The sequence below is a fragment of the Isoptericola sp. F-RaC21 genome (assembly GCF_038593535.1).
Lineage (GTDB): Bacteria > Actinomycetota > Actinomycetes > Actinomycetales > Cellulomonadaceae > Isoptericola.
Genome location: NZ_JBCFYX010000004.1, coordinates 382,003 through 403,645, shown reverse-complemented (window position 1 = coordinate 403,645; position 21,643 = coordinate 382,003). Strand labels below are relative to the sequence as shown.

21 protein-coding genes are annotated in these 21,643 nt (G+C 73.4%); 8 read left to right on the top strand and 13 right to left on the bottom strand.

The window, feature by feature from the left end; genetic code table 11:
* Window positions 1-42 precede the first annotated feature (42 nt).
* The 7 genes from AAG589_RS16715 to AAG589_RS16685 are packed head-to-tail and all read right to left on the bottom strand — an operon-like array spanning window position 43 to window position 7,977.
* A complete protein-coding gene (locus AAG589_RS16715) occupies window positions 43-1,524 on the bottom strand; it encodes an NAD-dependent succinate-semialdehyde dehydrogenase (RefSeq protein ID WP_430568403.1) in 1,482 nt (493 codons plus the stop codon).
* Window positions 1,521-2,330 carry an HpcH/HpaI aldolase family protein gene (locus tag AAG589_RS16710; protein WP_430568402.1) on the bottom strand — a complete coding sequence of 270 codons (810 nt, stop codon included), beginning with the start codon at window positions 2,328-2,330 and terminating at the stop codon, window positions 1,521-1,523. Before AAG589_RS16710 ends, AAG589_RS16715 begins: the two co-directional genes overlap by 4 nt.
* Window positions 2,315-3,142: a fumarylacetoacetate hydrolase family protein gene (locus AAG589_RS16705; RefSeq protein WP_430568401.1), complete on the bottom strand. Its 828-nt coding sequence runs from the start codon at window positions 3,140-3,142 to the stop codon at window positions 2,315-2,317. Before AAG589_RS16705 ends, AAG589_RS16710 begins: the two co-directional genes overlap by 16 nt.
* Window positions 3,139-4,302: a 3,4-dihydroxyphenylacetate 2,3-dioxygenase gene (hpaD, locus tag AAG589_RS16700; RefSeq protein ID WP_430568400.1), complete on the bottom strand. Its 1,164-nt coding sequence runs from the start codon at window positions 4,300-4,302 to the stop codon at window positions 3,139-3,141. Before hpaD ends, AAG589_RS16705 begins: the two co-directional genes overlap by 4 nt.
* A gap of 23 nt (window positions 4,303-4,325) precedes the next feature.
* Window positions 4,326-5,819, bottom strand: a complete 1,494-nt coding sequence (gene hpaE / locus AAG589_RS16695; protein WP_430568399.1) for a 5-carboxymethyl-2-hydroxymuconate semialdehyde dehydrogenase — start codon at window positions 5,817-5,819, stop codon at window positions 4,326-4,328.
* A complete protein-coding gene (locus AAG589_RS16690) occupies window positions 5,819-6,517 on the bottom strand; it encodes a GntR family transcriptional regulator (protein WP_430568398.1) in 699 nt (232 codons plus the stop codon). The genes hpaE and AAG589_RS16690 overlap by 1 nt, the downstream gene beginning before the upstream one ends.
* Window positions 6,514-7,977, bottom strand: coding sequence for a fumarylacetoacetate hydrolase family protein (locus AAG589_RS16685; protein ID WP_430568397.1), 1,464 nt, complete (start codon window positions 7,975-7,977; stop codon window positions 6,514-6,516). Before AAG589_RS16685 ends, AAG589_RS16690 begins: the two co-directional genes overlap by 4 nt.
* Window positions 7,978-8,085: 108 nt before the next feature.
* Here AAG589_RS16685 and AAG589_RS16680 point away from each other — a divergent pair, with 108 nt between their 5' ends.
* Window positions 8,086-9,480, top strand: coding sequence for an MFS transporter (locus AAG589_RS16680; protein WP_430568396.1), 1,395 nt, complete (start codon window positions 8,086-8,088; stop codon window positions 9,478-9,480).
* 25 nt (window positions 9,481-9,505) lie between these two features.
* Here AAG589_RS16680 and AAG589_RS16675 read toward each other — a convergent pair whose 3' ends face one another.
* A complete protein-coding gene (locus AAG589_RS16675; RefSeq protein WP_430568395.1) occupies window positions 9,506-10,369 on the bottom strand; it encodes a hypothetical protein in 864 nt (287 codons plus the stop codon).
* Window positions 10,370-10,443: 74 nt separating this feature from the next.
* Window positions 10,444-11,148, bottom strand: a complete 705-nt coding sequence (locus tag AAG589_RS16670) for an IclR family transcriptional regulator (RefSeq protein WP_430568394.1) — start codon at window positions 11,146-11,148, stop codon at window positions 10,444-10,446.
* Between the two features lie 130 nt (window positions 11,149-11,278).
* On the opposite strand from AAG589_RS16670, the gene AAG589_RS16665 reads away from it, so the two are divergent.
* Together AAG589_RS16665 and AAG589_RS16660 are read left to right on the top strand one after the other, a co-directional pair.
* On the top strand, window positions 11,279-13,171 hold the full coding sequence (locus AAG589_RS16665) for an FAD-dependent monooxygenase (RefSeq protein WP_430568393.1): 1,893 nt from the start codon (window positions 11,279-11,281) through the stop codon (window positions 13,169-13,171).
* Between the two features lie 36 nt (window positions 13,172-13,207).
* Window positions 13,208-13,714 (top strand): GNAT family N-acetyltransferase, encoded by a 507-nt coding sequence (locus tag AAG589_RS16660; RefSeq protein ID WP_430568392.1) that lies wholly within the window; start codon window positions 13,208-13,210, stop codon window positions 13,712-13,714.
* A 12-nt stretch (window positions 13,715-13,726) separates the two neighbouring features.
* Here AAG589_RS16660 and AAG589_RS16655 read toward each other — a convergent pair whose 3' ends face one another.
* Window positions 13,727-13,978: a hypothetical protein gene (locus AAG589_RS16655; RefSeq protein ID WP_430568391.1), complete on the bottom strand. Its 252-nt coding sequence runs from the start codon at window positions 13,976-13,978 to the stop codon at window positions 13,727-13,729.
* A 107-nt stretch (window positions 13,979-14,085) separates the two neighbouring features.
* On the opposite strand from AAG589_RS16655, the gene AAG589_RS16650 reads away from it, so the two are divergent.
* On the top strand, window positions 14,086-14,652 hold the full coding sequence (locus AAG589_RS16650; protein WP_430568390.1) for a dihydrofolate reductase family protein: 567 nt from the start codon (window positions 14,086-14,088) through the stop codon (window positions 14,650-14,652).
* 8 nt (window positions 14,653-14,660) lie between these two features.
* On the opposite strand, the gene AAG589_RS16645 is transcribed toward AAG589_RS16650, so the two are convergent.
* Together AAG589_RS16645 and AAG589_RS16640 are read right to left on the bottom strand one after the other, a co-directional pair.
* Window positions 14,661-16,211 (bottom strand): HNH endonuclease signature motif containing protein, encoded by a 1,551-nt coding sequence (locus tag AAG589_RS16645; RefSeq protein WP_430568389.1) that lies wholly within the window; start codon window positions 16,209-16,211, stop codon window positions 14,661-14,663.
* 195 nt (window positions 16,212-16,406) lie between these two features.
* Window positions 16,407-16,931: a cupin domain-containing protein gene (locus AAG589_RS16640; protein ID WP_430568388.1), complete on the bottom strand. Its 525-nt coding sequence runs from the start codon at window positions 16,929-16,931 to the stop codon at window positions 16,407-16,409.
* Window positions 16,932-16,988: 57 nt separating this feature from the next.
* On the opposite strand from AAG589_RS16640, the gene AAG589_RS16635 reads away from it, so the two are divergent.
* The gene (locus AAG589_RS16635; RefSeq protein WP_430568387.1) at window positions 16,989-17,603 is read left to right on the top strand and encodes a TetR/AcrR family transcriptional regulator; all 615 of its coding nucleotides are present in this window, start codon (window positions 16,989-16,991) and stop codon (window positions 17,601-17,603) included.
* 100 nt (window positions 17,604-17,703) lie between these two features.
* On the opposite strand, the gene AAG589_RS16630 is transcribed toward AAG589_RS16635, so the two are convergent.
* Entirely contained in the window at window positions 17,704-19,380 is a 1,677-nt protein-coding gene (locus AAG589_RS16630) for a thiamine pyrophosphate-binding protein (RefSeq protein ID WP_430568386.1), read from the bottom strand.
* Window positions 19,381-19,625: 245 nt separating this feature from the next.
* Between AAG589_RS16630 and AAG589_RS16625 the strand changes: the two genes are divergently transcribed.
* Genes AAG589_RS16625 through AAG589_RS16615 form a run of 3 tightly spaced genes read left to right on the top strand, consistent with a single transcriptional unit; the run spans window position 19,626 to window position 21,640 of the window.
* Window positions 19,626-19,952 carry an ArsR/SmtB family transcription factor gene (locus AAG589_RS16625; RefSeq protein ID WP_430568385.1) on the top strand — a complete coding sequence of 109 codons (327 nt, stop codon included), beginning with the start codon at window positions 19,626-19,628 and terminating at the stop codon, window positions 19,950-19,952.
* Window positions 19,930-20,409, top strand: a complete 480-nt coding sequence (locus AAG589_RS16620; protein WP_430568384.1) for an SRPBCC domain-containing protein — start codon at window positions 19,930-19,932, stop codon at window positions 20,407-20,409. The genes AAG589_RS16625 and AAG589_RS16620 overlap by 23 nt, the downstream gene beginning before the upstream one ends.
* 58 nt (window positions 20,410-20,467) lie before the next feature.
* Window positions 20,468-21,640 (top strand): hypothetical protein, encoded by a 1,173-nt coding sequence (locus AAG589_RS16615; protein WP_430568383.1) that lies wholly within the window; start codon window positions 20,468-20,470, stop codon window positions 21,638-21,640.
* Window positions 21,641-21,643: the final 3 nt, after the last annotated feature.

Genomic DNA, 21,643 nt, shown 5'->3' with positions numbered 1-21,643 from the left:
CGTCCTCCGTCTCCGACCGGTGCCGGGGGAGTCTACGGACCGTCAGAGCGGCATGCCGACGTACTGCGTCTCCTGGTACTCGGCGATGCCCTCGAAACCACCCTCGCGCCCGGTGCCGGACTGCTTCATCCCGCCGAACGGCGCGGCCGCGTTGGAGATGACGCCGGCGTTGAGGCCCAGCAGCCCGAACTCGAGCCGCTCGGCGAACGCCAGCCCGCGGCGCACGTCGGACGTGAACACGTACGAGGCCAGCCCGTACTCCGTGGAGTTGGCGAGCTCGACCGCCTCGTCCTCGGTGCGGAAGGTGGCGACCGGCGCGACGGGGCCGAAGATCTCCTCCGTCATGCAGCGGGCGTCGGCGGGGACGTCGCGCAGCAGGGTGGGCTGGAAGAAGTGCCCCGGGCCGTCGACGCGGGAGCCGCCGACGACGACCTGCGCGCCGCGCGCGACGGCGTCGTCCACCAGCGACGCGACGGAGTCCACGGCCTTGGCCTCGACGAGCGGGCCCAGCGTGGTGCCCTCGTCCAGGCCGTTCCCGACGACGACGGCGCGGAACCGCTCGGCGAGCCGGGAGACGAACTCGTCGGCCACGGACTCGTGCACGTAGAACCGGTTGGCGGCGGTGCAGGCCTCGCCGCCGTTGCGCAGCTTGGCGGCCATGGCGCCGTCGACGGCGGTGTCCAGGTCGGCGTCCTCGAACACGATCAGCGGGGCGTTGCCGCCCAGCTCCATCGAGGTGCGCAGCACGTTGTCCGCGGCCGCCTTCAGCAGGCCCTGGCCCACTGCGGTGGACCCCGTGAACGACACCTTGCGCAGCCGCGGGTCCGCCAGGACCGGCTCGCTCACCGACGAGGCGGAGGCGGACGGCACCACGTTGAGCACGCCGTCGGGCAGCCCGGCCTCGACCATGAGCTGCGCGAACAGCAACGAGGTCAGCGGTGTGAGCCGGGCCGGCTTGAGCACCATGGTGCAGCCGGCGGCGACGGCGGGCGCCACCTTCCGCGTGGCCATCGCGAGCGGGAAGTTCCACGGCGTGATGAGCAGGCACGGGCCCACCGGGCGGCGCTGCACCAGCATCCGCAGGGAGTTCTCCGGAGTGTGCGCGTACCGGCCCTCGTCGTGCGTGGCCTGCTCGGCGAACCAGCGCAGGAACTCGCCGCCGTACGTCACCTCGCCGCGAGCCTCGGCCAGGGGCTTGCCGAGCTCGAGCGTCATGAGCAGCGCCAGGTCCTCGCGGCGCTCCTGCACGAGCGCGAACGCGCGGCGCAGGATCTCGGCCCGCTCGCGCGCCGGGGTGGCGCCCCACGACGCCTGCGCCGCCGCGGCGGCGTCCAGCGCGGCCCGGGCGTCGTCGCCCGTCGCCGAGGCCACGTGGACCAGCGTCTCCTCGGTGGCCGGGTTCTCGACGGCGAAGGTGCCGCCGTCGGACGCGTCGCGCCAGGAGCCGCCGATCAGGAGGCCGGTCGGGACGTCCACGCTGGTCGAGCCTGTCGAGACCGTCGTCGTCGAGCTGGTCGTCGTCATCGGGTTCCACCGTCCTTCTGCTGGGTGCGGGAGATGACACGGTCCGCGAGCTGCGCGGAGCCGCGCGCGATCAGGGTGACGTCGGCGCCGACGACGACGTACGACGCCCCGGCGTCAAGGTAGCGGTCCGCCATGGCCGGGTCGAAGGCGTTCACCCCGACCGGTGTGCCGGCGCCCAGGCAGGCGGCGATCGCGCCGAGGACGGCCTCGACCACCTCCGGGTGGTCCTGCTGGCCGAGGTGGCCGAGGGACGCGGCCAGGTCCGCGGGGCCGATCAGCACGGCGCCGACGCCGTCCGTGCCCGCGATGGCGGCGGCGTCGTCGATCGCCGCACGGGTCTCGAGCTGCACGACGAGCGTGATGCCGTCGTCCGCGCCGGCGAGGTAGCCGGGCACGCCGTTCCAGCGCGAGGAGCGGGCGAGCGCGCTGCCGACGCCGCGGACCCCGGCGGGCGGGTAGCGCACGGCGCGCACGGCGGCCGCGGCCTCGTCGGCGGAGTCGACCATCGGCACCAGCACGTTGGTGGCGCCCAGGTCGAGCACCCGCTTGAGGCCGACCGGGTTGCCGGACGGCACGCGCACCAGCGTGGCCACGGGGTACGCGGCGGTGGTCTGGAGCTGGGCGAGGACGGTCGTGAGGTCGTTGGGTCCGTGCTCGCCGTCGACGAGCACGACGTCGAGGCCGCTGCCGGCGAGGATCTCCGCGGCCACCGGGCTGCCCATCGACGACCAGGCGCCGACCAGCGGCCGTTCCGTCGCCGCGAGAAGCGTCCTGAGGGACTGATCGGTACTCAGACGAAGCGGCATGTCACGGCCCCCAGGCTCCCGGTTCCGGTGTGGTACTCGGCGTGCACGGTGTCGCCGGGGTGCACCCACGTGGGGCGGGTGAACGACCCGGCCAGGACGGTCTCGCCCGCGGCGAGCGAGTCGCCGTGCGCGGCGAGCTTGTTCGCGAGCCACGCGACGCCCGCGGCCGGGTGGCCCAGCACGCCGGCGGCGACGCCCGTCTCCTCGATGGTCTCGTTGCGGTACAGCAGGGCGGACACCCACCTCAGGTCGACGTCGTCGACCCTCACGGGCCGCCCGCCCACCACCATGGCACCCATGGCGGCGTTGTCGCTGATCGTGTCGACGATGGTGCGGCCCGGCATCTCGACGCGGGCGTCGAGGATCTCCAGCGCCGGCACCACGCGGTCGGTGGCCCGCAGCACGTCGGTGACGGTGACGCCCGGCCCCGCCAAGGGGGCCGCGAGCACGAACGCCAGCTCCACCTCGACGCGCACGTTCGAGTACGCCGCGTGCTCCACGACGCTGCCCGACTCGAGCACCATGTCGTCGAAGATGACGCCGTAGTCCGGCTCGGTGATGCCCGTGGCGGCCTGCATGGCCTTCGACGTCAGACCGATCTTGTGCCCGACGACCCGCCGCCCGCGCGCCTCCCCGCGCTCGCGCCAGGTGCGCTGCACGGCGTACGCGTCGGCGACCGTCATGCCCTCGTGCCGCGCGGCGAGCAGCGGCACGGGGGTGCGGGTGCGGTCGGCCTCGGCGAGCTCGTCGGCGATGGCGACGACCGCCGCGTCGTCGAGGGTGCGCTCGCCGTCCGGCGTCGCGGCCGTCACAGCGTCGCCCCCAGCTTGAACCCCTGCACGCCGCCGCCGTCGCCCGTGCCGTCGTCGGGCCGCCGGGTGTAGGAGAAGCCGTCGGCGCCGACGGTCACCTCCATCTCGGAGTCGTCGGTGCGGGCCACGACCGGCTGCGGGTTGCCGTCCAGGTCCAGCACCAGCGACGCCTCGGTGTACCAGCTCGGCACGACGGGGTTGCCCCACCAGTCGCGGCGCTGGTTGTCGTGCACGTCCCAGGTGACCACGGGGTTGTCCGGGTCGCCCGTGTAGTAGTCCTGCGTGTAGATCTCGACCCGGTGGCCGTCGGGGTCGCGCAGGTACAGGTAGAACGCGTTCGACACGCCGTGCCGGCCGGGCCCGCGCTCGATGCAGTCGGAGCGGCGCAGCGCGCCGAGCTTGTCGCAGATGGCGAGGATGTTGTGCTTCTCGTGGGTCGACCACGCCATGTGGTGCATGCGCGGGCCGTCGCCGCCGGTCATGGCCGTGTCGTGCACGGTGGGCTTGCGCCGCATCCACGCCGCGTAGACGGTGCCCTCGTCGTCCTGGATGTCCTCGGTGACGCGGAAGCCCAGGTCCTGCATGAACTTCACGGCCCGCGGCACGTCGGGGGTCACCTGGTTGAAGTGGTCCAGGCGCACGAGCTCGCCGGGGGTGTGCAGGTCGTAGCGCCACGACAGCCGCTCGACGTGCGTCGTGTCGTGGAAGAACTCGTACGGGAAGCCCAGCGGGTCGACCACGCGCACCGAGTCGCCGATGCCCTTCGTGAAGCCGCCCGGCTCGCGGCGCACCTCGCAGCCGAGCTCGGTGTAGAACGCGACGGCCGCGTCGAGGTCCTCCGGCGTGCGCACGCGGTAGGAGAACGCGGCGACGGCGGCCACGTCGCCCTGGCGCAGCACCAGGTTGTGGTGGATGAACTCCTCGGTGGAGCGGAGGTACACGCTGCGCTCGTCCTCCTCCGTGACGTACAGGCCGAGCACGTCGACGTAGAACTCGCGGGAGGCCGCGAGGTCCGTGACGACGAGCTCCATGTACGCGCAGCGCAGGATGTCGGGCGCGGGGCTCGTCGGCGTCGGCGTCGGGTTGTCGCAGGTGATCGGCGCCTCCTGGCTCACGTAGAAGCCCGAGGAGGTGAGGGTGCGGTCGTTCAGGTGCGTCATTGCAGCGTCCTCAGGGGGTGGGGTTACTTGCCGAAGGTCGGGTTGTGGACCTTGCCGAGCGTGATGTGCACGGCCTGCTGGTCGGTGTAGAAGTCGATGGAGCGGTACCCGCCCTCGTGCCCCAGGCCGGACGCCTTGACGCCGCCGAACGGGGTGCGCAGGTCGCGCACGTTGTTCGAGTTCAGCCAGACCATCCCGGCCTCGACGGCCTGGGAGAAGTTGTGGGCCCGCTTGAGGTCGTTGGTCCAGACGTACGCGGCGAGGCCGTACTTGACCCCGTTGGCCAGCTCGAGCGCCTCGGCCTCGGTGTCGAACGGCGTGATCGCCACGACCGGGCCGAAGATCTCCTCCTGGAAGATCCGGGCGTCGGGCTTCACGTCCGCGAAGACGGTGGGGGCCACGAAGTTGCCCGTCTCGAAGCCCTCGGGGCGGCCGCCGCCGGCGACGAGGCGCCCCTCGGTCTTGCCCAGCTCGACGTAGCTCATGACCTTCTCGAAGTGCTCCGGGTGCACGAGGGCGCCCACCTCGGTCTCCTTCTCGTGCGGGTAGCCGACGCGCACGCGCTTCGCCTGGGCCGCGTACCGCTCGACGAACTCGTCGTAGACGGCGCGCTCCACGAGGATGCGCGAGCCCGCCGTGCAGCGCTCGCCGTTGAGGGAGAAGACGCCGAAGATCGTCGCGTCGATCGCGGCGTCGAGGTCGGCGTCGGCGAAGACGACGGCGGGGGACTTGCCGCCCAGCTCCATCGACAGGCCCTTGAGGTACGGGGCGGCGTTGCCGAAGATGAGCTGGCCCGTGCTGCTCTCGCCGGTGAAGGAGATGAGCGGGACGTCGGGGTGCTTGACCAGCGCGTCGCCGGCCTCCTCGCCCAGCCCGTTGACGAGGTTGAACACGCCCTGCGGCAGGCCCGCCTCCTCGAAGATGTCCGCCCACAGCGACGCGGACAGCGGCGTGAACTCGGCCGGCTTGAGCACCACGGTGTTGCCGGTCGCGATGGCCGGGGCGAGCTTCCACGACTCGAGCATGAACGGCGTGTTCCACGGCGTGATGAGGCCGGCGACGCCGATCGGCTTGCGGTTGACGTAGTTGATCTGGCGGCCGGGCACCTTGTAGGTGTCGTCGGCCTGCGCCACGATCAGGTCCGCGAAGAAGCGGAAGTTCTCGGCGGCGCGGCGCGCCTGGCCGAGGGCCTGCGTGATCGGCAGCCCGGAGTCGAACGACTCCAGCTCGGCGAGCCGGGCGTCGCGCGACTCCACGAGGTCGGCGATCCGGTGCAGCACGCGCGAGCGCTCGCGCGGCAGCATCCGCGGCCACGGGCCCTCGGCGAACGCGCGTCGGGCGGCGGCGACGGCGGCGTCGACGTCGGCCTGCTGGCCCGCGGCGGCCTGGACGTAGGTCTCGTTGCTCACCGGGTCGAGGACGTCGAACGTCTCGCCGCCGGCGGAGTCGACGAAGCGGCCGTCGATGTAGTGCCGGATCGCGGTGGGCAGGTCGGCGGGGCGGTGCGTCTGGGTCATCACTTCTCCGAGAGGGGCGGTCGGTGGCTCGCCTGGCGCGCGAGCACGGCGTCGAGGGTGTTGGTGCGGTGGCGGCGGGCGGCGAGCTCGACGTCGAGCGCCTCTGTGCGCCCCGCGTGCAGCCCGCCGATCAGGTCGAGGATCCCGTCGTGCTCCGCGACGGACTCGCGTGCCCGGCCGGGCACGAACGCGAACGACGAGTCGCGCAGCACGGTCATGCGCCGCCAGCCGCGGTGGACGAGGTCGAGCACGTGCGGGTTGGGGCACGGCTCGAACAGCACCGCGTGGAACTCGAGGTTGAGCTCCGTGAACCGGTGCGGGTCGAAGTCGGCGAGGCAGCGGCGCATCCGCTCGTTGACCTCGCGCGCGGCGTCGAGCTGCGCGGCCGACAGGTGCGGCGCGGACAGCGCCGTGGCGAAGCCCTCGACCAGCGCCAGCGTCTCCATCGTGTGCTGGTACTCGGTCTCCTTGATCAGGGCGACCTGGGCCCCGACGTTGCGCTCGAACGTCACCAGGCCCTCCGCCTCCAGGCGGCGGATCGCCTCGCGCACCGGCACCACGGACATGTCCAGCGCGCCCGCGAGCTGCGCCAGCACGAGGCGGTAGCCGGGCACGAAGCGACCGTCCTCGATCCGCTCGCGCAGGTACGTGTACGCGCGCTGCGACTTGCTCACCGAGACCGTGGTCGGGGTGCTCATCCGGCACCCCCGGACTCCGCGTCGTAGCGCGCCCGCCACTCGGCGTTCATGGGGAACAGCCCGTCGACGGGTGCGCCCGCGGCGACCTGTCGCGCGACCCACGCGTCGGCGGCCTCCTGGGCCTCGGCCTCGGCGAGCACGTCCTCGACGAGCGCGGGCGGGATGACGAGGACGCCGTCGCCGTCGCCCACGACGACGTCGCCCGGCTGCACCGCGGCGCCGCCGCAGGCGACCGTCACGTCGGTCTCCCACGGCACGTGCTTGCGGCCGAGGACGGACGGGTGCGGGCCCTGCGAGAAGACGGGGATGCCGATCTCGGCGACGGCGTCGGCGTCGCGCACCCCGCCGTCTGTGACGATCGCGGCGGCGCCGCGCACGTGGGCGCGCAGGGCGAGGACGTCGCCCACGGTGCCGGTGCCGCGCTCGCCGCGCGCCTCGACGACGATCACCTCGCCCGGCTCCACGGCGTCGAACGCGCGCTTCTGCGCGTTGAAGCCGCCGCCGTGCGAGGCGAACAGGTCGGGGCGGAAGGGGATGAGCCGCAGCGTGCGGGCCGTGCCCACGAACCGGTCGCCCGGGCGGCCGGCGTGCACGCCCTCGACGAAGACGTCGGTGTAGCCGCGCTTGCGCAGCGCGGCCGACAGGGTCGCGACGGCGACGCCCGCGAAGCGCTCGCGCATCGCGTCGGTGAGGACGAACGCCGGCTCGGGCTGTGCGGGTGGGACGGGCGCGGGCGTGCCCCAGGCCTCGGCGCGCTGCGTGTCGTCGACGGCGGGCTTCGACCCGAAGTCGCCGAACGCGTGCGTCCCGGCGGTGACGGTGGTGACGAGCCGCCCGCTGCTGGGAGCTCCGGGCGCCTCGGGGGCGTCCACCTCGACCTCGACGACCTGCCCCGGCCCGACGACGGACGAGCCCGCCGGGGTGCCGGTGAGGATGACGTCGCCCGGCTCGAGCGTGAGGTGCTGGGAGAGGTCGGCCACGAGGCGGCCGACGTCGAACAGCAGCGTGCCGGTGGTGTCGTCCTGGACGAGCTCGCCGTCCACCCAGGTGCGCACGCGCAGGCCGGCGGGGTCGACGTCGGACGCGGGGATCCAGCGCGGGCCGAGCGGCGTGAAGCCGTCGCCGCCCTTGTTGCGCAGGTTGGAGCCCTTGTCGGCGGCGCGCAGGTCGTAGAGGCCGAAGTCGTTCGCCGCGGTGACGGCGTCGACGTGCGACCAGCCGTCGGCGGGGGAGACCCAGCGCGCGGCGGTGCCGATGCGGACCGCGACCTCGCCCTCGAACGCGAGCAGCTCCGTGCCGAGGGGGCGCTCGATCGTGCCGCCCGTCCCCGCGAGGGACGAGGCGGGCTTGAGGAAGTAGGACGGCTGGCTCGGCGTCCGGCCCCGCTGCGCTGCGCGGGACGGGTAGTTCAGGTGGACGGCGATGATCTTGCCGGGTCTGGGCTGGTCGTCGGTGACCACGGGCACCCCACTGTCGGTCGAGGCTGTGATGTCGTATCCAGGATGATATACGATCCTGCGCATCGCACCACCGCACCACTGACGGACTGACAGAGAGGTCTTCCGGACATGTCCCAGCACGGGTCCACCGGCATCGCCGCCGCCCCCAGCGACACCGCACGTCGTGAGCTCCGCCGCGTCGCCTTCGCGACCGTCATCGGCACCACCATCGAGTGGTACGACTTCTTCCTCTACGCCAGCGCGGCCGGCCTCGTGTTCGGCGCGCTGTTCTTCGAGCCGGCCGGCTCGTCGATCGGGACGCTGCTCGCGTTCGCGACCGTCGGCATCAGCTTCCTCTTCCGGCCCCTGGGCGCCTTCCTGGCCGGGCACTTCGGCGACAGGATCGGCCGCAAGGCCATGCTCGTCGTCACCCTGATCCTCATGGGCGGCGCCACCACCCTCATCGGCGTCCTGCCCACCTACGACCAGATTGGCATCCTCGCCCCGGTGCTGCTCGTGCTGCTGCGCATCGTGCAGGGCCTGTCCACCGGCGGCGAGTGGGGCGGCGCCGTCCTCATGGCCGTCGAGCACGCGCCGGTCGGCCGGCGCGGCCGCATGGGCGCCTTCCCGCAGATCGGCGTGCCCATCGGGCTGCTGCTCGCCTCCGGCGTGCTCGCGCTCATGACCGGCGTCATCTCGCCGGGGGACGCCTTCGTCGAGTGGGGCTGGCGCATCCCGTTCCTGCTCAGCGTGGTGCTCATCGTCGTCGGGATCGTCGTGCGCCGGTCGGTCGAGGAGAGCCCCGTCTTCCTCGAGATCGCCGAGAAGAAGGCGGCCGCGAAGACGCCGATCCTCACCCTGTTCCGCAAGCACTGGCTGCTCGTGCTGCTCGCCGCCCTGACGTTCGCGGGCAACAACGCCGCCGGCTACATGACCACCGGCGGCTACCTGCAGAACTACGCGACGACGCCGATCGCCGAGGGCGGCCTGGTCGGCATGGACCGCACGCCGGTGCTGCTCGCCGTCGCCGGCGCGTCCGTCGTCTGGCTCGTGTGCACGTTCGCCGCGGGCTCGGTCTCCGACCGGATCGGGCGCCGGAACACCTACATCATCGGGTGGCTGGCGTTCCTCGCCACCGTGTTCCTGCTGTTCCCCCTGGTCAACACCGGCAACCCGTGGCTGCTGTTCCTCGGCGTGGCCCTGTTCGCCGTCGGCAACGGGTTCACCTACGGGCAGCAGGCGGCGTACTTCGCCGAGCTGTTCCCGGCGTCGATTCGCTACTCGGGCGTGTCCATCACGTACGCGATCGGCGCCATCCTCGGCGGCGCGTTCGCCCCGACCATCGCCGCCTGGCTGGTGCAGACCACGGGCACCGCGACGTCGGTCGCGTTCTACATCGCCGGCGTCATGGTGGTCGCGTTCGCGGCCACGCTGCTGCTGCGCGACCGCACGGGCATCCCGCTGGGGCCGGAGCACGAGGACGAGCAGTCCGTCAGCCCGATCTACGGGGTCTCGAAGGCCTGACGGCCGCGCCCGGGGAGCGGCTCGGTCACCGGTACTTCGCGCGCACGCTCAGGTACTTGCGCTCCGTGGCCGAGCCCCAGGTGCCCGTGGCCGACACCGACAGCACGCGCTGCAGGGCGGCGACGGTCTTGTCGTGCGCGGCACGGGACTTCGGCCCCCACTTGCCGTCGGCGGTGACGCCCACGGCGCGCTGCGCCGTCTTCACGCCGTACGGGAACTTGGTGCCGTGCATGCGGGAGGCGGCGCGGATCGCCTGCAGGCGCTGGTCGGTGTTCGGGCCCCACAGGTTGTCGCTCTGCGCCCACGGGAAGTGCGCGACCCGCTGGAGCCGCTGCGTGGTGCGCGACCCCGCCGGTGCGCGGACCGTACCGCGGCCGTAGTTGGACGTCGTGCCGACGTCGACGTGCACGTGGTTGCGGTGGCTGGCGGCCGACCCGGCCGTCCCGTCCCGCGCGTAGATCACGCCCAGGCCCATCGAGTCGGCCACCTTGATCGCGGTCCGTGCCCGGGTGCGCTCCGACGCGGGCGCCCCGGCCGGGCCGTAGTTGAGGTCCGCGGCGAGGCCGTCGTAGTGCCACGAGTTCTTCGAGTGCGCCCCGCGGGTCACCCCGCCGTACGACGGGTGCTCCGAGACCCGGAACCCGTACGCGCGGGCCCAGCTCAGGTACGCCTTCAGCGTCGCGGAGGAGCTCTTCTGCGGGCCGATCCCCATGGGCAGGAGGGCCTGTTCCGGCGCCTGGCGGGGCTCCGCCGCGGCGGGGGCGGCGTCTCGTGCGGAGGCGAACGCGGGCAGCGGGGGCAGCGCCAGGAGGACGGTGACGGCCCCGCAGACCGCCGCGGTGCGGCGTCGGCGCAGGTCGGCACGGCGGGCGTTCGGTCGGTTGCTCACTCACGACACCATGCACACGACTCGGCAGTTCTGCCAGGCGACGGTTGCCGCGACGTCGCGCCGCGCGGGGGAGCTCAGCCCCCCAGGGCGGTGCGGACGGCGCTCGCGGACCGGGCGAGGCGGGCGGCGATCTGTTCGTGATCGACGGGGCTGGCGACGTGCACGACGGCGACGGCGGCGGGCCCGCGCCCGCGCAGCTCGAGCGGGACGGCGACGGACTCCAGGCCGGGGATCACCTCGTCGTGGCTGGTGGCGAAGCCGCGCTCCGCGGCGTCGGCGACGGTGGCGCGCAGGGCCTCGGACGCGTCCGCGGGCCACTGTGCGTCGGGCAGCAGCGTGAGGATCGCCTTGCCGGGCGCGCCCGCCGTGACCGGGTGCCGGGTGCCCGGGCGCTGGGCCACGGGCGCGACGGCGTGCCGCGGCTCGACGCTGACGAGCGTCACGCACTCGTCGTGATCGAGGACGGCGAGGAAGCAGGTCATGCCCAGCTCGTTCGCGACGGCGGTGAGCTCGGGCAGGGCCTCGGCCTGGAGGTCGTGGGCCACGCCCGCGGCGAGCGCGGCCATGCGGGCGCCGAGCGCGACGCCCCCGTGCGCGTCGCGCACCACGAGCCCGTGGTGCTCCAGCGTGCGCAGCAGCCGGTACGCGATGGACCGGTGCACGCCGAGCGTCCCGGCGACGTCGTCGATGGTCAGGGGCGCGCGGGCGTCGGCGAGGACCTCGAGGATGCGGATGCCGCGGCTGAGGGTCTGCGACGGGGGCGGGCCGGCGTCGGGCATCGTCGTCCTTCCGGTGAGTTACGCTGCATTCAATAGTAGAACGTCGTGTTCGAATATAGAACACGAATGCAGCGTACGCCACGCCCGACGCGGAGGTCGAGCGGCGCATCGACGACGATGAGGAGTGCTCGTGCAGTTCCACCACCACGGTTACGTCTCCGGCGACCCGCGCGTGCTGCCGCCCGCCGGCACCGGCGTGGACCGGCCCGACGAGCTGCCCGACGAGGTCGACGTGCTGGTCGTCGGGTCGGGGCCGGCGGGCATGCTGCTCGCGGCGCAGATGTCGCGGTACCCGGGCGTCACGACGCGCGTCATCGAGAAGCGCGAGGGGCGGCTGGTGCTGGGGCAGGCCGACGGGATCCAGCCGCGCAGCGTCGAGACCTTCGACGCGTTCGGGTTCGCGGAGCGGATCATCGCCGAGGCCTACAACATCGGCTGGATGAACTTCTGGGGTCCGGACCCGGAGAACCCGAAGAACATCGTCCGCACGTCGCGCACCGAGGACTACGGCCTCAAGATCAGCGAGTACCCGCACCTCATCGTCAACCAGGCGCGCGTGCTCGACTACTTCGCCGAGGCTGCCGCGCTGGGGCCCGCCCGCATCGTGCCCGACTACGGTGTCGAGTTCCTCGGCCTCACGGTGCACGACGGCGACGAGCACCCCGTCGAGGTGCGGGTGCGGTACGTCGGGGGCGAGCGCGCCGGCGAGGAGCGCACCGTGCGGGCCAGGTACGTCGCCGGGTGCGACGGTGCCCGGAGCGCTGTGCGTGAGGCGATCGGTCGCAAGCACGTCGGCGAGCTCGCCGCGCACGCCTGGGGGGTCATGGACGTGCTCGTGAACACCGACTTCCCCGACTGGCGCACCAAGTGCGCGATCAACTCGGAGGCCGGCAACATCCTGCACATCCCCCGCGAGGGCGGGTACCTCAGCCGCATGTACGTCGACCTGGGCGAGGTCGCCGCGGACGACCACCACCAGGTCCGATCGACGCCGATCGAGGAGATCATCCGCCGGGCCAACGAGATCCTCACGCCCTACGCCCTCGACGTAAAGCAGGTCGCGTGGCACAGCGTGTACGAGGTCGGCCACCGCGTGACCGACAAGTTCGACGACGTGCCCGACGGCGAGGAGCACCGCACCCCGCGCGTCTTCCTCACCGGCGACGCCTGCCACACCCACAGCGCCAAGGCCGGGCAGGGGATGAACGTGTCCATGCAGGACGGGTTCAACCTGGGCTGGAAGCTCGGGTCCGTGCTCACCGGGCTCAGCCCCGAGTCCCTGCTGGCCACCTACTCCGCGGAGCGGCAGCCCGTGGCGCAGCAGCTCATCGACTTCGACCGCGAGTGGTCGAGCCTCATGGCCCGCAAGCCTGAGGAGATCTCCGACCCGCAGGAGCTGGCCGACTACTACCTCGCGACGTCGGAGTTCCCGTCGGGGTTCATGACCCGGTACGGGCCGTCGTCGATCGTCGGGAGCGACGCCCACCAGGAGCTGGCCGCCGGGTTCCCGCTGGGCAAGCGGTTCAAGTCCGCCCAGGTGACGCGGGTGTGCGACGGCAACGCCGTGCACCTCGGCCACCACGCCAAGGCCGACGGACGGTGGCGGGTTCACGCGTTCGCCGACGCCGCCGCTCCGGGTGAGGGCTCGGCTCTGGACGCGTGGGCGGCGTGGCTCGCCTCGCCGGAGTCTCCCGTGTGCCGGTTCACGCCCGAGGGTGCCGACGTCGACGCCGTCTTCGACGTGAAGGTCGTCTACCAGCAGGGGTTCCAGGACGTCGACCTCGCGGACGTGCCCGACGTCTTCCTCCCGAAGACCGGCCCGCTCGGGCTCACCGACTGGGAGAAGGTGTACGCCGCCGGCCCTACCGTGTGGAACGCGGACGACATCTTCGTCGAGCGAGGGCTGTCCCGCGACGGCGTGGTCGTCGTCGTGCGCCCCGACCAGTACGTGGCGCACGTGCTGCCGCTGGACGCCACCGACGAGCTCTCCGAGTTCTTCGCGGGGGTCTTCGTGGGCCGCTGACCCCCGGGCACCTCGCCGTCGGCGATGATCCTCCCCATGTCGCTGACACTGAGGCCGCCGCGCCCCGACGACGAGGCCACGCTGCTGCGCATGCACGACCAGCTCGCACCGGAGGGCTTCATGTTCCTCCAGCACGACGGGACGTGGGAGCAGCTCCTCGCGGCCGTGCGTCGTGAGGCGCGCGGGCAGGACCTGGCCCCGGGGCGCGTCCGGTGCGACTTCCTCGTCGCGGACGTCGACGGCGTGCCCGTGGGGCGGGTCTCCGTGCGACACGAGCTCACCGACTACCTGCGCGAGATCGGCGGGCACGTCGGGTACGCCGTCGCGCCGGAGCATCGCCGTCGGGGGCACGCGACGGCGATGCTCCGGGAGTCCGTCGCGCTCCTCGCCGCGGGCGGCGTCGCACGGGTGCTCGTGACGTGCGACGTCGACAACGCCGCCTCCGCCGCGGTCATCGAGGCGTGCGGCGGCGTGCTCGAGGACGTGCGCACGCGCGGCGGCGAGACCAAGCGGCGCTACTGGATCGACGTCTCGTCCGTGTGATCCGAGCCGTCGTCAGGGCCGGACGAACAGCGGCTGCGCCTGCGGCCGACCGCGCGAGTCGGAGCAGACCGCCCAGGTGTGCAGCCGCCAGCCGATCGCCAGGACCGCCGCCATCATGTGCTCCCAGTCCTCGACCCGGCCGGAGAGCCCGGCGTTCGAGCTCGGCATGTTGAGGATCGGCGTGAAGACGGGCGAGCCCGCATCCCACGCCTTGCGCGCGTCCTCGCCGAGCGTCGCCGCCTTCGCGTTCTTGATCCATCCCATGGCGACATGGTGCGGGCGGGGAGGGCGCGTGCGCACGCGCGACGACGCGGCGTCGCGCAGATACTGGTGGCGACCAGGATGAGCCCAGCGGCCGAGGAGGCCCCGCGATGGCAGACCTGATGATCGACTACATCACCTCGCTCGACGGCTTCGGCTCCGCCGACGGGTGGCCGGGCCTGTGGGGGATGGGCGGGCCGGACTACTTCGCGTTCCTCGAGGAGGACGGTCGGCAGGAGTTCACGACGCTGCTGGGCGCCACGACCTACCGGCTCTTCGCGGAGTTCGCGGAGACCGGCGAGGAGGAGATGGCCGAGGTCACCGCCCGGCCCAAGGTGGTCTTCTCCAGCACCCTCAGCGAACCGTTGGAGTGGGCGAACACGACGCTGGTCGCCGGCGACGCCGTCGAGGCCGTGCGCGAGATGAAGCAGGGCGACGTCCCCCTGCGGACGATCGGCAGCCCGAGCCTGGCTCGCTCGCTGCTGGTCGCGGGCCTCGTCGACCGGGTCAGGGTCGTCGTGTTCCCCGTCGTCAACGGGGCCACCGGTCACGACCGCCTGTACGACGGCTGGCCCGACGTTCGGCTGGACCTCCTGGACAGCCGCACCCTCGACGGCCGGCTGACGCTGCTCGAGTACGCGCCCACCGTGCTGGACGGGCCGCCCGGCGCGGGGTGAGTCGTTCGTCAGAACGGCGGGTGGTCGCCGTCGGCGCGGGTGGACCCGGGGCGTGACGTGGGCGCCGTCGCCGGCCCGGCGTTGTCGTCCTGCTTGTCCGGCAGGGCCGCGTTCGGCGGTGGTGCCTCGCGGGTGAGGTGTGCGGCTTCGGCGGCCCAGGTGTCGAGCCGGGTGAGGGTGTGGTCGGCCGTGCCGGGGGTGGTGAGGTAGGTGCGGCCGCGGGGAGAGGTCCAGGCCAGCACGCCGGCCTCGAGCTGCTCGACCTGCCAGCGGGACTCGTGCTTGATCGTGTGGTGCTTGCGGCACAGCGAGGCGAGGTTGGTCGCGTCGGTGGCCCCACCGTCGGCCCACGCGATCGTGTGGTCGAGGTCGCAACGCCGGGCGGGCACGCGGCAGCCGGGGAACCGGCAGGTCAGGTCGCGTTGGGTCAGGAAGGCGCGCAGGTCTGCGGGCACGACGTAGCTGCGGCGGTCCACGGTGAGCATCGCCCCGGTGACCGGGTCGGTCAGGATGCGCCGCAGCGTCGGGGCTCGGGCGGCCAGGTGGCGTGCGGTCTCCGCGTCCACCGGGATGGTGCCGTCCAACAGCCCCGAGGATTCACCGTCGCCGGTCAGCGTGGTGACCGGGACGGTCACATGCACCACCGGGCGCACGTTGCGCGCCAGCGTGGCCAGCGGATCAAGGAGCGGATCAGGGAGGGGATCTGGTGGCAGACCGGGGTCGACTGGTGTTGCCGTCGCTCGGTCGGGCGCCCGGCCCGGAGCGGGGCAGGGAGGTGCGCCGTCGTCACGGGACTTCTCGTCGTGGAGCAGCAGGGCGGTCAGGGTCGCGGCGCGTAGCTGCCCGACGCCGCGCGGGTCACCGGACGTCTTGGCGCGGGTGGCGGTGCGGGTCAGGCGGTCGTGCACACCGCGGGCCACGGGGGTGGGCAGGTGCGCGGTCAGCCAGGACATCCCGTCCCTGCCGTCGTCGACCCACACGTCCGCCCGCGCCGCGGCGGCCTCCCGGCGTACCTCCGCCGGGACCGGGTGCAGCCGGTCTCGCGCCGCGCGGGCGAGTGCCCCGAACCGGGCCGCCGTCAACCCGGCCGCGCGACCCAGCACAGCCTGCTCGACCTGCGCCGCGGCCGTCGCGGGCAGGTCCGCGACCACGTCCGCCAGCATCTCGGCATGCCGGTAGGAGATCGACCCGGCGCACAACGCGTCCAACGTGGCCGTGGCCTTGGCGGCCAGCACGCCCGCGTCCGCGAGCCACCCCTGCGCGACGTGCTCGCTCACCTCCAGCGCGCACGCGACCTCCGCGACCAGCGCCCGATGCGCGACCGACCCGCGACGCTCCGGCGTCGCCGACGACACCCACTCCACGCCCAGGTCCAACATCGCCCCAGGCGCCGCCTGCGCGGCCTCGAGGACCCGTGCCAGCGCGACCGTGCGCCGCCCCGCCGCCGCGTTCACCGCCACCTGCGCGTCCACCGCCGCATCCAGGGCAGCATCCAACGCGGCATCCAGCGCGGCATCCAACGGATGCTGCGCTGTGACGGAGACGGGCTGCTGTGCCATGACTCAAGCCAACCAGAACCCGACCCCGATGTCGAACACCTGTTCGAATCTGTGGACAACGATGGGGATACCTCGACGACGTCGCCCGCACCCGCCGGGGAGCGTGCTGCGGCCAGCTGTTCGACCAGCCTGCACACGGCGTTCGTGCAGCTGCCGCAACTGTGGTCGTCGGCCGGGCCGGCTCGTGCGGGGGGGTCAGTGGTCGTTCGCGACGACCGCCGCGGAATCGGTGTGTGCGGCGAACGGTGGCGGGCCGAGAACCTGAAGCCCGGCGGTCGCGACGGCGGCTGCGAAGCGGTCCGGGTCGGGTGGTGGTGGTGTGTCGCCGGGATCTGCGGCGGGGGTTCCGGCGAGCCGGAAGAACTCCTCGCTGACGGCGCTGGCCGGGGTGAGGATGACGAGGATGTGGGCCCACTCGGACTCGACCATGAAGGCGTGCGAGGTCCCGCGCGGCACGAGGGAGACGGTCCCCGCGGAGAGGTCCTGGTCGTCGACGCCGTCGACATGGATGCGGATCCGGCCGTCGAGGATCTTGAAGGTCTCGTCGGCGTCCGGGTGCACGTGGAGCGGCGTCGCCTTGCCGCGCGGCATGCGGGCCTCGAACAAGAGCATCGCGCCGTCGGTCTGCTTGCCGGTCGCCTTGAACGTCAGCAGGCCACCGTCGTAGTGGAGGTGCTCGCCGTCCAGATCGGCGAGAAGGAGCGGTGTCTGGGTCGGCATCATGTGCCTCCGAGCTATATGGACTCCTATATATGAGAATGACAGTACCGTCATGGTATGTCAATCCCATATGAGCGTACGGGTCGGACCGCGCAGAAGGCCCGCACGCGGCGGGCGCTGGTCGAGGCCGCGCGCGAGCTTCTCGCCGAGGGGCCGACCCCGACCGTGGAGCAGGTGGCCGACACCGCCGCGATCTCGCGGACGACCGCCTACCGCTACTTCCCGAACCAGCGGGCGCTGCTCCTCGCCGTCTTTCCCGAGATCGACACGGAATCGCTGCTCCCCGACGACCCGCCCGACGACCCCGAGGCTCGACTGGAGGCCCTCACCGAGGCGCTGACGGCGATCCTTCTCCAGCACGAGCCGGAGCTGCGCATGCAGCTCCGGCTCTCGCTCGAACCCGATGGCGACGGCCCACCCCACCACCCGTACCGCACCGGTCGGGCGATCACCTGGATCGAGCAGGCCCTCGCGCCCTTGGAGGGCAGCCTGCCGACCGCCGCGCTGCGTCGGCTCGTCCTCGCGATCAGGACGGCCGTGGGGATCGAGGCACTCGTCTGGCTCACCGACATCGCGGGGCTCTCCCGCGACGAAGCGGCGGGGCTCATGCGCTGGTCGGCGCGAGCGCTCCTCCGTCAGGCGCTGGCGGACCACGACGAGCGGTCCGGGTGAGTCATGCGTCGACCCGTGGGGCGCACGACCCTTGTCGTTGCCGGGGAGCGGAGCGGTCAGGTCTCTGGGTGCATCGCGATGTCGGACCTGAGGTGGGCGGTCACCGCGTGCGGTTCACCCGCAGGATCTCCTCCTGGTACGGGGCGACGACGGTGGGCGACACCCGGCAGTCGAGCATGAGGAAGCGTCGCTGGTCGACGGGCTCGCGCGCCCAGGTCCCGAGGCGGTCGAGGTCGGCGAGGCTGCGCACGACGACGCCCTCCGCGCCGACGGCGGCGGCGAGGGCGGCGAAGTCGGTCTCGGGGATGCGCATGGGCTCCTCGGCGAGGCCCTGGCGGCCGTAGACGTGCACCTCGGCGCCGTAGACGGCGTCGTTCCACACGACGGCGACGCCGCGGCCGCCGGCGGTGCGCACGGCGGTCTCGAGGTCGGCCAGGGCCATGAGGCCGCCGCCGTCGCCGGTGGTGAGGACGACGGTCGCGTCCGGCTGGGCCGCGGCGGCGCCGGCGACGCTGGGGAAGCCGAGACCGATGGACTGGTAGGCGGTGCCCACCATCATCATCCGGTCGGGCGAGGCCACGGGCCAGTACATGTTGGCCCAGCCGATGAAGTGCCCGCCGTCGGAGACGACGACGCGGTCGGCGGGCAGCAGCGCGCCGATGCGGCTCGCGACGCCGCGGGGGTCCAGCCGTCCGTCGGCGGCGAGCCCGTCGGCGGGGCCGGTGTCGTAGGTGCGGGCGGCGGCGACGCCCACGGAGTCCCGCCAGCCCGACGGCGCGGCGTCGAGGGCGCGCAGAGCGTCGAGCAGCGCGCGGGTCACGAGGGCCGCGTCCCCGCGGACGAACGAGCCGACGTGGCGGTGCGTCGCCGCCTGCGCGATGTCCACCTGGACCACGCGGGTGCCGGGGGAGAAGAGCTCGCCGAACCGCATCGTGAACTGGTTGAGCGACGCGCCCACCACGACGGCGACGTCCGCCTCGCGCACCAGCGCCATCGCGCCGTCCGCGCCGAACCCGCCGGCCACGCCGAGGTCGTACCGCCCGTCGGGGAAGACGCCGCGGCCCAGCGCCGTCGTCGCGGTCAGGGCGCCGGTGGCCTCCGCGAGCTCGCCCAGCGCCTCGCCGGCGCCCGCGAGCCAGGCGCCGCGGCCCGCGAGCAGCAGCGGCCGCTCTGCCACGGCGAGGGCGCGCGCGAGGTCGGTGATCGCGGCGGCGTCGAACGGCCCGGCCGGGGCGAGCGGGCCGGGGAGGGCGGGCTCGGGCGCGTCGGGGACCGGGCCGGCCTCGAGCGCCGCGACGTCGTAGGGGATGGCCAGCACGACGGGCACGCGGTAGGTGAGCGAGTGCTCGATCGCGATGACGGTGGTCGCGGCGGCGTCCGCGCGGCCGACGGTGTAGGTGCGCGCGCCGACGGCGGCGGCCAGCGCGATCTGGTCCACGTCCCACGGGCGCGGGCCCGACGTCGGCTCGTCGCCCGCGAGCAGTACCAGCGGGACGCGGGCCTGCGCGGCCTCGGCGAGCGCCGTCAGCGTGTTGGTGAAGCCTGCGCCGTAGGTGACGGTCGCGGCGGCGATGCGGCCGGATGCGCGGAAGTAGGCGTCGGCGGCCACGACGCCGCCGGCCTCGTGCCGGACGGCGGTGAACCGGGCGGACGTGGTGCGCTCGATGTCGTCGAGGAACCAGGCGTTGCCGTTGCCCATGACGCCGAAGACGTGGTCGACGTGCTGGGCGAGGGTGCGGGCGACGTGGGCGGACACGGTGCTGGACGAGGTGGGCACGGGGGCCTCCAGGGGAACAGTGACGGATGAGTGGCGTGCGTCCGTATGTGTCCCGTGCGGTCCCGACGCCGGGTCCGACGTGCTGGCTGTCCAGCGGCGACTGCCGGCGACCGGGCTGCCGTGCGCCCTTTTTTCGAGCGCAAGGCGGCACGAGTCCGCCTCGACGCCGCGAGTATAGCCACGGGTCGTGCGCGATCTCGCGCGGGGTCTTGTGGCCACGTTCCGTCAGGCGTAACTTACCGTAAGTGGCTACTGACACATCTGGGTTCGCCGCGCTGGCGGACCCCACGCGGCGCGAGATCTTCGAGCGCGTCGCGGCCCGGCCGTCGTCGGTCGGGGAGCTCGCCGCCGGGCTGCCCGTGAGCCGCCCGGCCGTCTCGCAGCACCTGCGCGTGCTCAAGGACGCCCGGCTGGTGACCGACGAGGCCGTCGGCACCCGCCGCGTCTACCGGGCCGACCCCGAGGGGCTCGCGATGCTCCGCGAGTACCTGGACCTGTTCTGGCGTCGCTCGCTCGACACGTTCGCCTCGGTCGCAGAGGAGACCTTCCATGACCGCTCAGACCCGACCTGACGTCTCCGTCGCCGTGGACGTCGCCGCCCCCGTGGAGCACGTCTTCGACGTGTTCACCCGGCAGATGTCGAGGTGGTGGGACCCGTCCCACCACCTGCTCGACGACGTCGTCGACATGGACGTCGAGCTCCGGCCCGGCGGCACGATCACCGAGGTGGACGCCGCGGGGAATCGCTGCACCTTCGCCCGCGTGCTCTTCGTGGACCGCCCCGCGCGGTTCGTCTTCACCTGGGACGTGTCGCCCCGCTGGGAGGTCGAGAACGACCCCGCGCGGTGCAGCGAGGTGCACGTGTCCTTCGCTCCGGTCGACGACGGCACGACGCGAGTGACCGTCGAGCACCGCCACCTCGACCGCCACGGCGAGGGGTGGGAGGGCATGCGCGCCGCCGTGGGCGGCGCCGACGGCTGGGCCGTCGACGTGCGGCGCCTGGCGGAGGTCGCGGGGGCGCCGGCCTGACGCCGGGGGCTCCGCGGCTAGGGTGGTCGCTCACGTCGCGACGGCCGAGGAGACACGAGTGACCATCCCCCCGGGGACGCGGCGACCCGTCGGGTACGCCGCGCGCATCGCGAGCTACCTGACGCGCCGTGCCGGCAGCCAGCGCGCGGAGGCGTGGGCGATGGTGGCCCTGAAGGTCCTCGCGCTGGCGCTCGCCGTGGTCTGCGTGGTGGTCGTCGTGGTGGCGGTGCAGGAGTCGGGCTGGCGCGGCCTCGTCGTCGCCCCGTTCGCCCTGGTCGGGATGCTGCTCGCACTGGGGATCACCGTCCTGGCCGGCAACGAGCTCGTCCGCGACCGGTTGCGCCCGGGCCGCGGCTACCACCGACTCGGCGCGCGCGACGTCGCCGCGCTCCCTGCGACCGTCGAGCCCGACCCTGGCCCCGCCGGCGACGACGTCGCCGAGCCGCCCGAGGGGGCGCTGATCTCCTCCCCGCGGGGACAGGCGACCCTGTTCACGCGCGCGGCGGTGTGCCTGGTGCTCGGCCTGCCGGCGGCGGCGTTCGTCGTGCTCTCCCTGCTGGCCTACGTGCACCAGGTGTGGGCGGGGTGGTCGAGCCCGGACGTCGACGCCTGGGCGTGGGACGCGCCGCAGCACTTCGGCGAGCTCGGCCGGTGGTTCTTCACCGACGAGTCGCTCGTCGTGCCGGTGAAGCAGGGTGAGGTCACCGTGCAGGTGCTGGTGGTGCTCCTGTCCGCCGTCCCCCTCGGGGCCGGGATCATCCTCGCGCAGCAGGCCGTCCCCGCGCTGCTGCGCCGGGGTGCCGCCGCGATCGACCTCGGCGTCGTGCAGACCGGGGCCGTCACCCGCGGGGGCCTGGCGCTCGGCTGGGACGAGATCTCCGCCGCCCTCGTGGTCCGCGACCAGCGGGTCACGGCCGACGTGGAGCGTCGGGGGACGACGGCTGGCGGCCGGCTGCCACCGTTCGTCCTGCGGCCCACGTTCGTCCGCGGGCAGTCCCGCACCCGGGTCGCGCTGGTGCTGCGCGACGTGCGGGACGTCGCCGCCCGCGCCACCGGCCCGCAGCGGCGCGGCCTGCTCGTGGACGACGACGTCACCCACGGCTACGCGCTGTGCGACCTGTGGGTCCACCCCGCGGACCGGGTGACCGAGACCCTCGCGGCGCTCGCGGCGGGCGCCCGTCGCGCCCGCGTCCCGGTCTCGATCGTGGACCGGGAGATCGCCGAGTCGTGACGG

Coding starts and splice junctions, on each gene's coding strand:
- AAG589_RS16715 (WP_430568403.1), bottom strand. CDS start 1,524: ATGACGACGACCAGCTCGACGACGACGGTCTCGACAGGCTCGACCAGC.
- AAG589_RS16710 (WP_430568402.1), bottom strand. CDS start 2,330: ATGCCGCTTCGTCTGAGTACCGATCAGTCCCTCAGGACGCTTCTCGCG.
- hpaD (WP_430568400.1), bottom strand. CDS start 4,302: ATGACGCACCTGAACGACCGCACCCTCACCTCCTCGGGCTTCTACGTG.
- hpaE (WP_430568399.1), bottom strand. CDS start 5,819: ATGACCCAGACGCACCGCCCCGCCGACCTGCCCACCGCGATCCGGCAC.
- AAG589_RS16690 (WP_430568398.1), bottom strand. CDS start 6,517: ATGAGCACCCCGACCACGGTCTCGGTGAGCAAGTCGCAGCGCGCGTAC.
- AAG589_RS16680 (WP_430568396.1), top strand. CDS start 8,086: ATGTCCCAGCACGGGTCCACCGGCATCGCCGCCGCCCCCAGCGACACC.
- AAG589_RS16670 (WP_430568394.1), bottom strand. CDS start 11,148: ATGCCCGACGCCGGCCCGCCCCCGTCGCAGACCCTCAGCCGCGGCATC.
- AAG589_RS16660 (WP_430568392.1), top strand. CDS start 13,208: ATGTCGCTGACACTGAGGCCGCCGCGCCCCGACGACGAGGCCACGCTG.
- AAG589_RS16655 (WP_430568391.1), bottom strand. CDS start 13,978: ATGGGATGGATCAAGAACGCGAAGGCGGCGACGCTCGGCGAGGACGCG.
- AAG589_RS16650 (WP_430568390.1), top strand. CDS start 14,086: ATGGCAGACCTGATGATCGACTACATCACCTCGCTCGACGGCTTCGGC.
- AAG589_RS16645 (WP_430568389.1), bottom strand. CDS start 16,211: ATGGCACAGCAGCCCGTCTCCGTCACAGCGCAGCATCCGTTGGATGCC.
- AAG589_RS16640 (WP_430568388.1), bottom strand. CDS start 16,931: ATGCCGACCCAGACACCGCTCCTTCTCGCCGATCTGGACGGCGAGCAC.
- AAG589_RS16635 (WP_430568387.1), top strand. CDS start 16,989: ATGTCAATCCCATATGAGCGTACGGGTCGGACCGCGCAGAAGGCCCGC.
- AAG589_RS16620 (WP_430568384.1), top strand. CDS start 19,930: ATGACCGCTCAGACCCGACCTGACGTCTCCGTCGCCGTGGACGTCGCC.